At 63.2% G+C, this 15434-nt stretch carries 16 protein-coding genes and 2 tRNA genes; 9 read left to right on the top strand and 9 right to left on the bottom strand.

What is annotated here, in order from left to right; all coding sequences use genetic code 11:
- Positions 1 to 438, top strand: a complete 438-nt coding sequence (locus ACFQJC_RS02190; protein WP_390221609.1) for a CBS domain-containing protein — start codon at positions 1 to 3, stop codon at positions 436 to 438.
- A gap of 21 nt (positions 439 to 459) precedes the next feature.
- Here the strand turns inward: ACFQJC_RS02190 and ACFQJC_RS02185 are convergent, their stop codons facing one another.
- The 3 genes from ACFQJC_RS02185 to ACFQJC_RS02175 form a co-directional block, all read right to left on the bottom strand.
- On the bottom strand, positions 460 to 645 hold the full coding sequence (locus tag ACFQJC_RS02185; RefSeq protein ID WP_390221608.1) for a hypothetical protein: 186 nt from the start codon (positions 643 to 645) through the stop codon (positions 460 to 462).
- Positions 646 to 858: 213 nt separating this feature from the next.
- Positions 859 to 933, bottom strand: a tRNA-Val gene (locus ACFQJC_RS02180).
- A gap of 43 nt (positions 934 to 976) precedes the next feature.
- Positions 977 to 1051: transfer RNA gene (locus tag ACFQJC_RS02175), tRNA-Val, on the bottom strand.
- A 246-nt stretch (positions 1052 to 1297) separates the two neighbouring features.
- Here ACFQJC_RS02175 and trpD point away from each other — a divergent pair.
- From trpD to trpG, 4 genes are read left to right on the top strand one after another with little or no spacing between them, the layout of a single operon-like run.
- On the top strand, positions 1298 to 2293 hold the full coding sequence (gene trpD / locus ACFQJC_RS02170) for an anthranilate phosphoribosyltransferase (protein WP_390221607.1): 996 nt from the start codon (positions 1298 to 1300) through the stop codon (positions 2291 to 2293).
- A complete protein-coding gene (locus ACFQJC_RS02165; protein ID WP_390221606.1) occupies positions 2294 to 2965 on the top strand; it encodes a phosphoribosylanthranilate isomerase in 672 nt (223 codons plus the stop codon).
- Positions 2962 to 4533: an anthranilate synthase component I gene (gene trpE, locus ACFQJC_RS02160; RefSeq protein ID WP_390221605.1), complete on the top strand. Its 1572-nt coding sequence runs from the start codon at positions 2962 to 2964 to the stop codon at positions 4531 to 4533. Before ACFQJC_RS02165 ends, trpE begins: the two co-directional genes overlap by 4 nt.
- Complete coding sequence (gene trpG / locus ACFQJC_RS02155) at positions 4530 to 5150, top strand: anthranilate synthase component II (RefSeq protein ID WP_390221604.1); 621 nt, start codon at positions 4530 to 4532, stop codon at positions 5148 to 5150. Before trpE ends, trpG begins: the two co-directional genes overlap by 4 nt.
- 27 nt (positions 5151 to 5177) lie before the next feature.
- Here trpG and ACFQJC_RS02150 read toward each other — a convergent pair whose 3' ends face one another.
- The gene (locus ACFQJC_RS02150; protein ID WP_390221603.1) at positions 5178 to 5390 is read right to left on the bottom strand and encodes a hypothetical protein; all 213 of its coding nucleotides are present in this window, start codon (positions 5388 to 5390) and stop codon (positions 5178 to 5180) included.
- Between the two features lie 537 nt (positions 5391 to 5927).
- On the opposite strand from ACFQJC_RS02150, the gene ACFQJC_RS02145 reads away from it, so the two are divergent.
- On the top strand, positions 5928 to 9029 hold the full coding sequence (locus ACFQJC_RS02145; RefSeq protein ID WP_390221602.1) for an adenosylcobalamin-dependent ribonucleoside-diphosphate reductase: 3102 nt from the start codon (positions 5928 to 5930) through the stop codon (positions 9027 to 9029).
- 178 nt (positions 9030 to 9207) lie between these two features.
- Here the strand turns inward: ACFQJC_RS02145 and ACFQJC_RS02140 are convergent, their stop codons facing one another.
- Both ACFQJC_RS02140 and ACFQJC_RS02135 read right to left on the bottom strand, forming a co-directional pair.
- On the bottom strand, positions 9208 to 9504 hold the full coding sequence (locus ACFQJC_RS02140) for a DUF8036 family membrane protein (protein ID WP_390221601.1): 297 nt from the start codon (positions 9502 to 9504) through the stop codon (positions 9208 to 9210).
- 4 nt (positions 9505 to 9508) lie between these two features.
- On the bottom strand, positions 9509 to 9784 hold the full coding sequence (locus ACFQJC_RS02135) for an ArsR/SmtB family transcription factor (protein ID WP_390221600.1): 276 nt from the start codon (positions 9782 to 9784) through the stop codon (positions 9509 to 9511).
- Positions 9785 to 9986: 202 nt separating this feature from the next.
- Between ACFQJC_RS02135 and ACFQJC_RS02130 the strand changes: the two genes are divergently transcribed.
- Both ACFQJC_RS02130 and ACFQJC_RS02125 read left to right on the top strand, forming a co-directional pair.
- The gene (locus ACFQJC_RS02130; protein WP_390221599.1) at positions 9987 to 10139 is read left to right on the top strand and encodes an HVO_2523 family zinc finger protein; all 153 of its coding nucleotides are present in this window, start codon (positions 9987 to 9989) and stop codon (positions 10137 to 10139) included.
- Positions 10140 to 10303: 164 nt separating this feature from the next.
- Positions 10304 to 11323 carry a phytoene/squalene synthase family protein gene (locus tag ACFQJC_RS02125; RefSeq protein WP_390221598.1) on the top strand — a complete coding sequence of 340 codons (1020 nt, stop codon included), beginning with the start codon at positions 10304 to 10306 and terminating at the stop codon, positions 11321 to 11323.
- Between the two features lie 35 nt (positions 11324 to 11358).
- On the opposite strand, the gene cruF is transcribed toward ACFQJC_RS02125, so the two are convergent.
- The 3 genes from cruF to ACFQJC_RS02110 are packed head-to-tail and all read right to left on the bottom strand — an operon-like array spanning position 11359 to position 14598.
- Positions 11359 to 12231, bottom strand: a complete 873-nt coding sequence (gene cruF, locus ACFQJC_RS02120; protein WP_390221597.1) for a bisanhydrobacterioruberin hydratase — start codon at positions 12229 to 12231, stop codon at positions 11359 to 11361.
- Positions 12224 to 13099 carry a prenyltransferase gene (locus tag ACFQJC_RS02115; RefSeq protein ID WP_390221596.1) on the bottom strand — a complete coding sequence of 292 codons (876 nt, stop codon included), beginning with the start codon at positions 13097 to 13099 and terminating at the stop codon, positions 12224 to 12226. The genes cruF and ACFQJC_RS02115 overlap by 8 nt, the downstream gene beginning before the upstream one ends.
- Entirely contained in the window at positions 13096 to 14598 is a 1503-nt protein-coding gene (locus ACFQJC_RS02110; RefSeq protein ID WP_390221595.1) for a phytoene desaturase family protein, read from the bottom strand. Before ACFQJC_RS02110 ends, ACFQJC_RS02115 begins: the two co-directional genes overlap by 4 nt.
- A gap of 93 nt (positions 14599 to 14691) precedes the next feature.
- Here ACFQJC_RS02110 and ACFQJC_RS02105 point away from each other — a divergent pair, with 93 nt between their 5' ends.
- On the top strand, positions 14692 to 15384 hold the full coding sequence (locus tag ACFQJC_RS02105) for an SDR family NAD(P)-dependent oxidoreductase (RefSeq protein ID WP_390221594.1): 693 nt from the start codon (positions 14692 to 14694) through the stop codon (positions 15382 to 15384).
- Positions 15385 to 15434 lie beyond the last annotated feature (50 nt).

Here is a 15434-nt window from a genome sequence, read left to right as displayed (position 1 = left end):
ATGCAAATCGAAGAGATAATGACCGAGTCGGTGGCCACGGTCGATAGTTCCGCTTCCGTCGCAGACTGCGCTCGTACGATGCTGAAACGAGGCGCGGGCAGCGTCGTCGTCAGAGTCGATGGCACGCCCGCAGGCATCGTCACCGAATCAGACGCCCTTCGAGCGGGTGTGAAAAGCGGCCGCCCGCTCCACAAAATCCCCGCCCGAGCGGTCATGTCGAATCCAATCAAGTGGGTTCGACCAGATTCGACGGTTCGCGTCGCCGCCAAGAAGATGGAAGACGAACGCGTGAAGAAACTCGTCGTCGTAGACGGCGCGAAGATGGTCGGCATCGTCACCGCCACGGATATCGCGTTTCACGTCTCGGACGTCGCTCGCGGCGTCGGGGAGATGATAGAGATGAAAAAGAAGTGGGAGTCCGAAAGGCGGTTTCGGTAGGGGTCGTTTGGTGAGTTCTGTTTAGGCGTTCTCGTTCACGAATCGGATGAATACGTAGACGACGCCGAGTGCGAGTGCAACGAACACGGCCGCGCCGATTCCTCGTATTGGAGTCTCCACCGCGAGCGCGACAGCGAGGAAACAGACTGGAAGTACCACCCCCAAGAGGAGTTTCCAGCGGAGAACGAGTTGGGACCAGCGGTGCATCTCTCTCACGTCTATTCTGGCTGGTGAAGATAGTTGGGGGCAGAGTTGAACCTCGTGAGGCTGTCGTCTCACGTGCTCACGCTCACTTCGTTCGCACGAACCTCACTCGCAAATCAGAGATTTGCTCGCTGGTTCAAATCTGCCCGGACCACAACACACGATGCAGACGCGAGAGACACAGAGGTCTCTCGCGGTCGTTGCGTCGAAGAGAAGTGGGTTGGGGCAGATTTGAACTGCCGGCCTCCTCCATGTCAAGGAGGTGTCATAACCAGACTAGACCACCAACCCGAGGTGCAAACATCGCCCAAACCCCGAAAACGTGAGAAGTGAGTGGGTTGGGGCAGATTTGAACTGCCGGCCTCCTCCATGTCAAGGAGGTGTCATAACCAGACTAGACCACCAACCCGGTGTGTTGCTTCCCACGCCCGTTCGGACGCATCTCTCCGTTGTCCGGGGGTACAATTTAAGCTTTCGAATCAAACCCTGTGTGGCGATTCTCGACACGATGCGGTGAAACACCGCGAGACGCCGGTTCCGACTCTCCTCTGCGATACAACCCCGTGAGTCGCGGCGAAATTCACCACCCCGACATCCTTAAGTTGATGTGCACATTTGTACATCGTAACACGAACTCGTACATCGGTGACTACCAATGCAGGAATATATCGAACGGGTAACGGCCGGCGATGACTTGTCGGTTGACGAGGCACGAACGGTCTCCCGAACAGTGTTTGCGGACGCGACAGAGGCACAAATCGGTGGCTTGCTGGCCGCGCTCCGCGCGAAAGGTGAGACAGAAGCAGAGATTGCAGGCTTCGCACAGGGAATGCGCGACGCCGCGCGAACGATTTCGCCATCGCGGAAACCGCTCGTGGACACGTGCGGGACCGGCGGCGACGACTACGACACCATCAACGTCTCGACGACGAGCGCGCTCGTCGCCGCAGGAGCGGGCGCGGCCGTCGCCAAACACGGTAACTACTCCGTGTCTTCCTCTTCTGGAAGCGCCGACGTGCTCGAAGTCGCCGGCGTCAACGTCGAAGCCGAACCCGCTGCAGTCGAGCGGTCTATCGAGCGCAACGGTGTCGGCTTCATGCTCGCACCGGTGTTCCATCCGGCGATGAAAGCCGTCATCGGCCCGCGGAAAGAACTGGGAATGCGCACCATCTTCAACGTCCTCGGCCCGCTGACGAACCCCGCAGGCGCGGACGCCCAAGTACTCGGGGTCTACGACCCCGACCTCGTCCCAGTCATCGCACGCTCGCTCTCTCACATGCCCGTCGAGCGCGCGCTGGTCGTCCACGGCTCCGGCATGGACGAAATCGCCCTCCACGATGCGACGACCGTCGCCGAAGTCGATGGCGACGACGTCACCGAGTACACCCTGGCCCCCGATGACCTCGGACTCGAAACCGCCCCCATCGACGCCGTCGCGGGCGGCACGCCCGAAGCGAACGCCCGCGACCTCGAAGGCATCCTCTCCGGCGACGTGACCGGCGCGAAACGCGACCTCATCCTCGCCAACGCTGGCGCGGCAATCTACGTGGCCGGACTGGCCGAATCGCTCGAAGGCGGCGTTGACACTGCCCGTGACGCTATCGACTCCGGCGCGGCCGCCGCGAAACTCGACGCGCTCCGGGAGGCCTGAATGGTCCGCGTCAAAGTCTGCGGATTCACCCGCGAGGAAGACCTGCGCGCCGCCGAGACCGCCGGTGTCGATGCGGTCGGCGTCATCGCCGACGTGCCGGTCGAGACGCCACGAGAAGTCTCGGTCGAGCGCGCCCGCGAACTCGTCGCCGGCGTCTCACCGTTCGTCGCGGCGACGCTCGTCACGATGCCCGACTCCGTGGAGCGGGCCCTCGAACTCGTCCGCGAGGTTCGCCCCGACATCCTGCAACTCCACGCGGACTTTACTGCCGACGAACTCGCCTCCATCCGCGAGGAGGGCGTTCGCGTCGTCCCCGTCGTCGCCGCCACCGACCTCGAACGCGCCCGCGAAGTCGAAGCAGTCGCCGACGCCATCCTCGTCGATACCCCCTCCGAATCCGGTGCTGGCGGAACCGGCCAGACGCACGACTGGGACGCCGCCCGCGAACTCGTCGAAGCAGTCGAAGCCCCCGTCATCCTCGCCGGTGGCTTGACGCCCGAGAACGTCGCCGAGGCCATCCAGACTGCCGACCCGTACGGCGTCGATGTCGCCAGCGGCGTCGAACGCGAAGGCGGAATCAAAGACCACAGTTCGGTCGTCAAATTCGTCTCCCGAGCGAGAGACGCCTCGTCGAAATCGAACGTCTTCGAGGATGCGGGAGTGTTCGCATGACGCCGGAAACGCCGCGCGAGGAGTTCGTCGCACAGGTCGAACAGTACGACGAACCGGTCGTCGCACACCTCGCAACCGACCTCGGTATCGACGCCGAACCGCTCGCTGCCTACACGACGCTCACCGACCGAAGCGACTACGGCTTCCTCTTGGAGAGCGCCGAGAAGGTCGCATCGAGTAACCCGCAGGGTGCGTTCTCGTCGGCGACGACCGACGCGGACTCGCACGCCCGCTACTCCTTCGTCGGCTACGACCCCGAAGCAGTCGTCACGGTCGGTCCCGACGGCTTCGACGTGACCGACCTCGGCGGACCTGCAACCGAGTTCATCCGCGAGACCGAGGGCGACGTGCTCGACTCGCTTCGCGGCGCGCTCCCGGCGCTCCCCCGAGTCAACTTCCCCGCGCGCGACCGGCAGACGCTCACCGGCGGACTCGTCGGCTTTCTCGCCTACGAGGCCGTCTACGACCTCTGGCTAGAAGAGGTCGGTCGCACGCGCCCGGAGACCGAGAATCCCGACGCCGAGTTCGTCCTGACCACCAGAACCCTCGCGTTCGACCACCGCGAAGACACCGTGCAGTTGGTCTGTACGCCGGTCGTCACGCCCGACGACGACCCCGGAGACGTGTACGATTCGGTCGTCGCCGAGGCCGAACGCGTCGCCGACAGACTCGAAGGTGCCGACGTGCCGAACCTCGGTGGGTTCGAACGAACCGGCGAGGAGTCCGAGTCGAGCGCGTCCTACGAGGAGACGGTTCGAAAGACGAAAGAACACGTCCGCGACGGCGACATCTATCAGGGCGTCCTCTCGCGCACCCGACGACTTCGCGGCCAAATCGACCCGGTCGGCCTGTACGAGTCGCTCCGCGAGGTCAACCCCTCGCCGTACATGTACCTGCTTCGCCACGGCGACAGACACGTCGTCGGCGCGAGTCCCGAAACGCTCGTCTCGGTTCGCGGCGACCGCGTCGTAGTCAACCCGATTGCAGGCACCTGCCAGCGCGGTGCCGGCCCGGTCGAAGACCGCCGACTCGCGGGCGAACTCCTCGCCGACGACAAAGAGCGCGCCGAGCACACGATGCTCGTGGACCTCGGCCGCAACGACGTTCGGCGCGTCTCCTCGCCCGGAAGCGTCCGCGTCGATGAGTTCATGAGCGTCGTCAAGTACAGCCACGTCCAGCACATCGAATCGACGGTGACGGGGACGCTCGACGCCGAATTCGACGCGTTCGACGCGACGCGCGCGACGTTCCCCGCTGGGACGCTCACCGGCGCGCCGAAAGTTCGTGCGATGGAGATAATCGACGACCTCGAATCGTCGCCGCGCGGCGTCTACGGCGGCGGCGTCGGCTACTACTCGTGGACCGGCGACGCCGACACGGCCATCGTCATTCGGACGGCGACGGTCGATACCTCGGGCGACGAGGACGAAATCTCGGTTCGCGCAGGCGCGGGAATCGTCGCCGACTCCGACCCGGTCTCGGAGTACGAAGAGACCGAACAGAAGATGGGCGGCGTGCTCGACGCGCTCCGTCGCATCGAGTACGAACCGCAGGAGGCGACCCGATGACCCGACTCGTCATCGTCGATAACTTCGACTCCTTCACGTACAATCTCGTGGAGTACTTCTCCGAACAGACCGTCGGCGGCGAGCCAATCGACATCGAAGTGCGGAAGAACACCGCCTCGCTCGACGAGATTCGAGACCTGAACCCCGACGCGCTCGTCATCTCGCCCGGTCCCGGCCACCCGAAGAACGACCGCGACGTGGGCGTGACGAACGACGTGCTTCGAGAGCTTTCGACGGAGATTCCGACGCTCGGCGTCTGCCTCGGGTTGGAGGCGGCCGTCTACGCCTACGGCGGGACCATCGGCCACGCGCCGGAGCCAATCCACGGGAAGGCCTACCCCATCGACCACGACGACGTCGGCGTCTTTTCCGGTCTCGAACAGGGCTTCCCTGCCGGGCGCTATCACTCGCTGGTCGCCACCGAAGTCCCCGACTGCTTCGAGGTCTCGGCGACGACCGACCACGACGGCGAGGCGCTCGTCATGGGCGTCCGCCACCGCGAGTATCCAATCGAGTGCGTCCAGTTCCACCCCGAGAGCGTGCTCACGGGGTCGGGACACGGTATCGTTGGGAACTTCCTCTCGTCGGTGGCGGGTCTCGAAGTCGCGCCGCAGTAGGTATTCGAAAAGAGTCTCGTCCGGTCGTTAGAGGACGTTGATGCCGAGGAACGACAGGAGCAACAGCGCCCCGACGATGACCGCCGCGATGGTGACGAGTCGCCACGCGACTTTGAGGAACACTCTCCCGACGAGGACGACGACGCCGATGCCGACGATGACGGCGAGCAGTTGCCCGAGCGGTGACCCCAGAAGACCCTCGATTTGGAGGAAGACGAAGAGGAGTGGTAGTAGTGCCATAGCTAGATATGACACCGCGGGTGAGAATAAGTTTGCGGCGCGGTATCGACTCTCGAATAGCGGTGGTTCGAGACCGCTGAAATCGGCGAATATCACTGCCTTCGGGTGGCGTTTTTATCCACCATATTCATTCTGACACATCTTCGAATCACTTTCCGACGTGGTCCCTTTATAATGTCCGACAGAACGCGAGAGACCGTCCCATGTTACTCGTTCAGCGTGTGCTACTCCCCCCTCACGTTCTACTGGATAAGACAGTCATGTCTTGCGATTATTCAGTATTTGATTTCACTTCCGCTCCGCTCTACCTACCGTTATGTGGCCAGCGCGCCTTCATTGGAAATGTACGTATCGGACCACGGCACGGACCCCAGAAAGATACAAACTCGATCTGATACTTCTGGGACGAAATCGACGCTGAGTCCGAAGCCTTAACCGACCACATCACACACACAACTATCGTCACAAATGAGCGGACTTTCACGAACCTACGAACCAACGACTGCCCGAACACGAGTCGGGCAGGAGGAATAGCCTATGAGCGACGCTGAACTCTCCGCGGACGAACTCGTACTGCCCATCAAGCGCACCGACGGCGACACGCTCGCCGAGCGCATGACGGGCAACGCCTACAACAACATTCTGCCCGCGCGCTACCTTCGCAAGGACGCCAACGGGGACCTCATCGAGACCCAGGAGGACCTCTTCCCCCGCGTTGCGAAGAACATCGCGCTCGCCGAGGCCGTCTTCGAAGCCGAAAAGCAGGGCCTCGAAATCACCGTCACGCCGGACCTCATCAAGCCCGACCACCCGCGCCGCGACGAACTCGCCGCGGAAGTCTTCGGCACGGGCGTCACCGCCGACGACACAGACGCCGAGGCGACCCTCTCCATCTACAACGTCAACAAGTTCGCCTACGAGACGCTCGTCCCCGAACTCCCCGACTCCGTCGCCGACGTCGTCGTCGAGAAGCGTGAGACGTTCGAGGAGATGATGAACCAGCTCTCCTTCATGCCCAACTCGCCGACCCTGATGAACGCTGGCGACGAACTCCAGCAACTCTCGGCGTGTTTCGTCGATTCTCCGGGCGACGACATCACCGACATCCACCAGACCGCCAAGGAGGCCGCGGAGGTCTTCCAGTCCGGCGGTGGCATGGGCTATGCCTTCTGGAACCTCCGACCCTACGGTGACGCAGTCGGTTCGACCGGCGGTATCGCCTCCGGTCCCATCACCTTCATGCGGACGTTCGACCAGATGTGTGAGACCATCGCGCAGGGCGGTGCCCGCCGCGGTGCCCAGATGGGCGTCATGCGCGTCTCGCACCCCGACGTGATTCAGTTCATCCACGCGAAGAACAAGGACGTCTCGCTCGCACACACGCTCCGTCTGAACGACCCCGACGACTTCACGCACACCAAGTTCGCCGACGCGCTCGAAGAGGCACGCGAACTCATCGACGAGGACGGACGCGTCCCCAAACACCTCCGCAACGCCGTCGAAGGCCACCTCTCGAACTTCAACATCTCGGTCGGCATCACCGACGACTTCATGGAGGCGCTGTACAACGACGAGGAGTTCGTCTTCACCAACCCGCGCACCGAAGAGCCGCACGTCGCCACGCCGCAGACGAAGGAAATCTACGAGATGTTCGACCTCGGCGAGTACGTCGAAGTCGGCGAAGTCCTCTCCATCCCGGCCGCGGAGATGTGGGACCACATCGTCGCGGGCGCGTGGGAGAACGGCGAACCCGGCGTCGTCTACCTCGAACGCGCGAACAAGCAGCACTCGTTCGACGTGGAGAAGCACCCCGACCACCGCATCCTCGCAACCAACCCGTGTGGCGAACAGCCGCTCGAAGAGTACGAGGCGTGTAACCTCGGGCACATCAACCTCTCGACGCTCGTTGACTTCGACGCCCCCGACTGGCGCGTCTGGTACGACCAGCACGGCGACGAGTACGCCGACATGTCGGCGGCCGTCGATGCGTTCCTCGAAGACGCAATCGACTGGTCGGAGTTCGACCACCGCATCGAGAACGGCACGCGCTTCCTCGAAAACGTCGTCACGATGTCGGACTTCCCCGTGAAGAAGATCGAGGAGAAGGTCCGCGAACTCCGCAAAATCGGACTTGGCATCATGGGTCTCGCACAGCTCTACATCCAACTCGGCGTCCGCTACGGCTCCGAGGAGGGCAACGAAATCGCCCAACAGCTGATGACCCACATCAACCACCAGTCCAAGTGGGCCTCCCACGAACTCGCCGAAGAGCGCGGTCCGTTCGACGCGTGGGAAGACTCCAAGTACGCGAACCCGACCGAATACCGAGACTGGTTCGAACACCACACGGGCGAAGACGCCGACGACTGGGCCGACGGCTTCCCCATCCGCAACCACAACACGACGACTATCGCCCCGACGGGCACCACCTCGATGGTCTCCAACACCACCGGTGGCTGTGAGCCGATTTACAACGTCGCCTACTACAAGAACGTCTCCGACGACGTGCAGGGCGACGAGATGCTCGTCGAGTTCGACGACTACTTCCTCCGCGCGCTGGAGGCCAACGACATCGACGTTGAGGCCGTGAAACGCGAAGCCCAAGACCAGATGGCGAACAACGAGTTCGACGGTGTCTCGTCGCTCTCGTCGGTTCCGGACGCGATTTCGGAACTGTTCGTCGTCACCGCAGACCTGACCGGTCTCGAACACGCGGGCGTCCAGTGTGCCCTCCAGGAGGGTGTGGACTCCGCAATCTCCAAGACCTGTAACTTCCCGAACAGCGCCTCGAAAGAGGACATGGACGAGGTCTACCGCTACATCTACGACCACGGCGGCAAGGGCGTGACCGTCTACCGCGACGGCACCCGCTCGAAGCAGGTCCTCACGACGCGCGCGAAGAACGCGGAGTTCTCCGACGACGAAGAGGCCGCAGAGGCCATCGTCTCGCAGATTCGTGACGTGTTCGGCGACGTGTCGGCGTTCCTCGAAAGCGAGGAAGTCGCCGACCTCATCGGCGGCGAACTCGAACTCGCCTTCGCCGACTCGCCGAGCGACGTCGGCAAGAAGCGCCCGCGCCCCGACGTGCTCTACGGCGTCACCCAGCGCATCGACACGGGCTACGGGAAGCTCTACGTCAACATCAACGAGGACGAGAACGGACAGCCGTTCGAACTGTTCGCCAACATCGGCAACTCCGGTGGCTTCACCGCCTCCTTCACCGAGGCGCTCGCCAAGACCATCTCCACGTCGCTCCGCTCCGGCGTGGACCCCGAGGAGATTGCCAACGAACTGAAGGGCATCCGAAGCCCGAAGGTCGCCTGGGACAAGGGCGAACAGATCAACTCCATCCCCGATGCCATCGGGACGGCCATGCGCCGCTACCTCGACGGCGACATCGACAAGGGCTACCCGCGGCAGAAGAACCTGACCGAAGTGGAAGCAGAGGCTTCAGAACAGCCGTCTGTCACGGCTGACGACACGCCCGAAGCCGACGCGGACGCCGAGGACGACTCGAACGCAATCGCCGACCTGCTCGCGGCCGGCGAGAGTCCCGAGTGTCCCGAGTGCGGCGCGATGGAACTCTACTACTCTGAAGGGTGTAAGACCTGTCAGAGCTGCGGTTGGTCCGAGTGCTAAACCGAGCACGCGACTAACTCCGTAGCGTTCTTTCGTTTTCTTCCGCTTTCTCCGCTCTCTTCTCTTTACCCTCACTCTCTCAGCACTGGGCTCGCCGAGCGATTCGACTCGACACTCGGTTCACGTCGCGGAACTGTGAGAAAACGGGATATCGTCCTCGAAGCGCAAGACGGAGCCGTTATCGAAGCGTCACGTACGTCAGCGTCGCCAGCGCGACGAGTTGGAGGCTGCGGAGCACGAGCACGGCCTGTTGGACGTGCGGGTCGCCCGAGTAGAAACTCTGCATGGTGAAGAAAAAGTACAGCGCGAAGGCGTTTTCGAGCAGCATTACCACTGCGAACGCCAGTAGGCCGAGGACGAGCGCGGTCCGGAAGGTTCGGTAGTTTCGTATCCACACCACACAGAGTGCGGCGAGGAAGACGATATTCACGCCCGAGAGGGCGCTCGCTGCCATGATTTGAGTTCCCATTGCCATCGTGTTACTCCAGTCGTCGTGCGATTTCTTCGAACGTCTCTCGGTTGTGCTCGAACTGGTCGGTCAAGAAGTACAACCGACCGTACTTGTTGTCGCCGCCTTCGATAACGCCGTGTGATTCGAGCATATCGAGGTGATGTCTGACGGTCTTGTAGCCGACATCAAGCTCTTCGGCGAGTCGGTTCGCATTCATCGGCTGGTCCGAGAGACACCGGATGATGCGAACGCGGTTCGTCCCGCCTCGTGTTGCCGTGAGTAGATACCAGAGGGCCTTCTCCATCGACGCTTCTTGCTCCTGATTTGTCGGGGTGCGTAATATTCCCACGGGTTCTTCGTGCTCGACACGTTGTTGGTGGGGACCCCCGGCGTATGAGCGTTGTTCCACATCACTACCAAATGTGGGTGGAATCCGGAAGAAGCGGCAGCAGACGCCGGGAATCGGCAGTAAACCATATGTCAACCGAGTCCTACGAACGACACGTATGGAAGACGAGGTCGCCGGCGACGCGTGCACACTCGAGGTCACCCAGGGCCGCCCCTGCCCCTTCTGTGGTGCGTCGATGGACCATCGCCACTGTAAGTACGTCTGTCCGGAACACGGCGTCGTCTACGACTGTAGCGACACGTTCTGGTGAGATTTGCTGACACGTTGTCGTCCGCCGGGCGATGTCGCGTTGGCTGTGGGTTTCCCGGTTGATTTCACTACGGCACGAAGTGTTATGTCGATTGCACCCCAAGAACTGAATACGAATCCGATTACTGCCGGCTTCCGACCGGCAGGACTCTCAGTAACGAAACGATGGTAGATGAATCACAGGTCGAAGCCGGGAAAGCGATACAACAGCGGACTGGCAAGACGTTCTACTTTGCGACGCGACTGTTGCCCCAGCGCGTTCGCCACGCCACCTACGTCTTGTACGCGTTCTTCCGGGTCGCCGACGAAGTTGTCGATGCAGCAGAGACTGCCCCCCCGGAAGAACAGCGAGCGCAACTCGAACGCCTCCGCGCCGAAGCGCTGGGCGAGAGCGAAGCGGACGACCCCGTGCTGTCGGCGTTCGCCGAACTGCGTGAGCGGTACGGTATCGACCCCGACGACGTGAACGTCTTCATCGACGCGATGGAGTCCGACATCGAGAAAGACCGGTATGCCACGTACGAGGAACTCGAAGCCTACATGGACGGCTCTGCGTCGGCCGTCGGGCGGATGATGACCAGCGTGATGCGCCCGAACGACCCCGAGACGGCGCTCCCGCACGCGACGGCGCTCGGGCAGGCGTTCCAGATGTCGAACTTCCTCCGCGACGTGGGCGAGGACGTGAGAGAGCGCGACAGAGTGTACCTCCCCGAATCGACGCTCCAGCGCTACAACCTCAGTCACGAGGAGGTGCTCGAACTCGAATTCGACCACCGGATGGTGAACGTCATGCAGGACGAACTCCGCCGGACCGAATCGCTCTACCGGAAGGGCGTCGCCGGCATCGAACACCTCCCCGCGGACTGCCAGTTCCCGGTGTTGCTCGCGGCGATACTCTACGCCGACCACCACCGGTCGATTCGAAAACTCGGCTACGACACGCTCTCGACGACGCCGGAACTGAGTTCGGCCAGAAAAGTGGCGCTCTTGGCCAAGTCGAGTCTCTACTGGGCTGTGTGGCGCGACCCGGTCGCCGTGTTCAAAGCCGTCAGCGTCGTTCCCTACCCGGAAGACGAAGAGTTCGACGCGGACGTTGGACCGGGTTCGACGCCGATTCGACGCGGACGTGGCCGCGGTCGGTTCTCCGGATGGCGGCGCGCGCTGAGTCGGTGGGGCTGGGACTGATTTTTCGGACCGCTGCGGAAGTCATTCGCTGAACATCACGACTGCCACGGGAACCGCCGCGGAATCCGGAGGAGTCGAGAGTCGAAGCGGTCCGTTTTGAGGAGTCCGATACCGAACAGTCCGGCCACGACGACGGGAATCCAGTTGCCGAACCACGCGTTGATGCCGCCCCAGAGGATGACGAAGCTCACTAAGTCGTCGAGCATGAACTCGGTCGAATCGAGGCGCGTGAGCAGCGCACTCCGGTCGAACGCCCAATCGAGCGCGAGGACGGCAATCGTCGCGCTCACGACCCATCCGGCGTAGTTCGACAGCGGGACGCCGTAGAAGAGAATGGCATCCTCACCGAGTCTGTAGTACTCCCAGAACCCGAGTGAAACCGCACCCGGGTCGAGGACGACATCCATAGCAAGGACGGTGAGGATGACGGCGACGAGTCGAATTAGCGTGTTCTGTGCGCGACTTCCGAGCAACAGGAGACACAACAGGTAGGCGTTCATCACGAGCGGGATGAAGAACACCGGGAGACCGATGGGGACGCCCGCGACGGTGGGACCGAGGTCGATGCCGTAATAGAACCACCCGTAGGGCCACCCGGTCGTGATGCCGGTGTACTCGATGGCGTAGGCGTAGGCGGTCAGCGCGCCCACGCCGACGACGGCGCGGCGGGTGAACAGGGGAAGGACGCCGACGAGGAGCGGCGAGCGCATCACGAGGGTACCGAACAGGATGAGAAAGGCGTTGAACGCCAGCGGGTCTGGCAGCCACCCCATCGCGCTTGCGACGAGGAGTACCGCACCGTTCAGTGGGAAGAACACGGAAATCGTAAAGCGATTCTCTCGAACGAGTCGGTCGAGCGCCGCTTCGGCGTCCCGCCGCGTTCGAGGAAGGCGAAGTCCCTCAGCCATATACGATGCTCCAGAGTGCCCCGAGGGTGATGAGCATGCCGACGACGGTGTTCAACGCGGGGTACCACCAGTAGGCGTTCGACACGTCCACGTTCGAGCGAGCGATACCGAGCACCACGAGCGGATACGCCGCGAGAAGGGCACCGAGTCGGATATCGACGGTTGCGAACGAGAGGGCGGCACCCGCCCACGTCAGCGCGCAGTACCAGTAGGTTCGGCGCTCGCCGAGGAACGTCGCCGTCGTCTGAATCCCGGCGTCTCGGTCGGGTTCGATGTCGGGAATCGCCGAGAAGGTGTGCATCCCCATGGTCCAGAGCCACGCGCCGACGACGGCGAGCGCGGGTGGATTCACGCCCGCGATGGTCGCGTAGGCGGCCACGCCCGGCAGGATGTAGAGGCCGTTCGACACCGAGTCGAGAATCGGCGTCGTCTTGAACCGGAAGGGAGGGGCGCTGTACTCGATAGCGAGGACGAAGTGGGCGACCAGCCACGGCCACGCGATGGGGGGCGTGAACGCGAACAGCCCGAGGCCGAGCACACCGCTGCCGACGACGACGGCGAGGTTGACCGGGTCACCCTGCCAGCGCGCCTCTCGGTCGTCTTTCTTCGGGTTCGCTTCGTCCACGTCGCGGTCGAACACGTCGTTGACGCCGTAGAGAAAGACGTTCGCTGGGACGAGGAAGTACGCGAAGAGGGCGACCGCTTCGAGCGAGTAGAGATCCGAAAGCGAGGTCGCGGCGGCGGCGACGCCGACGATGACGGGACCGGCCAAGTAGAGCCAGAATCGCGGCCGCGAGAGGACCAACAGGTAGACGAGTCGGTCCCGCACGGTGCCGTTCGAAGTCGGTGCCATCTCTGTCTCCGTCATCGCGCGTCTTCGGCCATCTTCTCCGCGGTGAGTTGCCCGCTGATGAGACACATCGGCACGCCGATACCGGGCGTCGTGAAGGACCCGGTGAAGTACAGGCCATCGACCTTCTTCGAGGCGTGGCCGGGACGGAGGAGCGCGGTTTGGGTGAGCGTGTGTGCGAGACCGAGCGCCGTCCCCTGCGTGCTGTTGTAGCGGCTGGCGAAATCGTTCACGCAGAACGACTCCTCGACGACGATTCGGTCTCGCAAATCGACGCCGGTGTGTTCGGCGATGTCGGCGAGGACGAGGTCGCGGTAGGCCTCGCGCTGTTCGGGTGTGTCTTCGAGACCGGCCGCGATGGGGACGAGCACGAACAGGTTGCTGTGACCCTCTGGGGCGACCGTGTCGTCGGTCTTCGAGGGGACACACAGGTAGTAGGCCGGGTCGTCGGGCCACGCGGGGTCGTCGAAGATGTGCTCGAAGTGGTCGTCCCACTGGGTGGGGAGGACGAGCGTGTGGTGGGCGAGTTCGTCCACGTCGCCTTCGACGCCGAGATAGAGCAGGTACGCCGAGGGCGCGTACGTCCGGGATTCCCAGTAGTCGGCGCTGTACTGGCGTTTCCTCTCGGGGAGGAGTTCCTGCTCGGTGTGGGCGTAGTCGGCGTCGCTTACGACCTGGTCGCAGAGGAACTCGCGGCCGTCCTCGGTTCGGACGGCGAACCCGCCGCGCCGACCCGCGATTTCGGTCACCGGCGAGTCGGTGTGGAACTCGACGCCCAACTCCTCGCCGAGTTGGACCATCGCCGAGACGACGCCCGCGAGACCGCCGTCGGGGTAGTAGACGCCCATGTTGAAATCGACGTGGCTCATCAGGTTGTAGAGCGCGGGCGTGTTGTTCGGCGCGCCGCCGAGGAACACCAGCGTGTACTGCATGATCTGCTGGAGTTTGGGGTGGTCGAAGTAGTTCTCGACGTGGTCCTGCATCGACCCGATGAGCGACAGGCCCCACGAGTACCGGAGCACGTCGAAATCCACGTAGTCGCGCAGGTTCGGCCGGTCTTTGTAGACGAAGTGCTCCATCCCGATTTCGTAGTTGCGCTTGGACTTCCGGAGGTAGTCGTCGAACTTGTCGGCCGCGCCGGGTTCGTAGGACTCGAACACCTCCCTGTTCTTTTCGAGGTCTGGGACCATGTCCACCCGGTCGCCGTCTTTGAAGAAGATGCGGTAGTGGGGGTCGAGTCGCGTCAGGCCGTAGTAGTCCTCGGGCGACTTCCCGAAGTAGGCGAAGAACTGCTCGAACACGTCGGGCATGAGGTACCACGACGGACCCATGTCGAACGTGAAGCCGTCTCGTTCGAGGGTGCTGGCGCGGCCACCGAGTTGTTCGTTCTTCTCCAAGACGGTGACGTCGGCACCCGCGTGAGCGAGATAGCAGGCCGTCGAGAGACCGCCGAACCCGCCGCCGATGACGACGACGGATTCGCCCGACAGCGAGTCGAGGTCCGAGACAGAATTCATGCAAGAGTGTAAGAACGACGTTCACATAAATCGACTGACCAAAGCGGGGTTCCGAGTAGTATCACTTTAGCACGGTCACTCCCAATGGCGCGTATGGACGACACCACTGTCGTGGTCACGGGCGCGAGTTCCGGTATCGGTGCCGCCGTCGCCCGCGCATTCGGCGCACACGGGGCGACCGTCGTCGCCTGCGCACGCGATACAGACGCCCTCGACGCGGTTCTCGAAGATATCGAGGACGCTGGCGGCACTGCCGAAGGTCTCCGCTCCGACGTGCGCGACGAGTTCGACATGGAGCGCCTGATGGAGACGGCCGCCCGCCTCGGTGGGGGAATCGACGTACTCGTCGCCAACGCCGCGGTCTGTCACGGGTCGCCGGGCGAGATGCCGCTGGCCGAGGACTCCTACGCCGCCTTCGACGACTCGCTGCGAACCAACGTCAGAGGCGTCTTCACGGCCGTCAAAGAGGCCCTCCCGCACATGACTAGCGACAGCCGAATTCTCGTCCCCTCGGGCGCTATCGCCCGCGACGCGAAACCCGGAATGGGCGCGTACGCCGTCTCGAAAGCCGCCGCCGAAGCGGCAGTCCGACAGTTCGCGGTCGAACTCGACCAACCGGTCGGCATCGTGGACCCTGGTCTCGTCGCAACCGACCTCACCGGCGGTGACGGCCGCGACCCGGACGACGTCGCGCCGATGTTCCTGTGGGCGGCAACCGAGGCGGCACCCGACGACTTCGACGGCGGCGTCCTCGACCTGAAGGCGTGGAAGCAGGCGACCCGCTGATTCACCTGCTTCGGCACCTCTCCAGATAGAACCCTCGGGGGACCCGAATC

Source organism: Haloferax namakaokahaiae, from assembly GCF_042663225.1.
Lineage (GTDB): Archaea > Halobacteriota > Halobacteria > Halobacteriales > Haloferacaceae > Haloferax > Haloferax namakaokahaiae.
The sequence above is the reverse complement of the archived record's forward strand: the minus strand, read 5'-3'. Positions and strand labels throughout refer to the sequence as shown.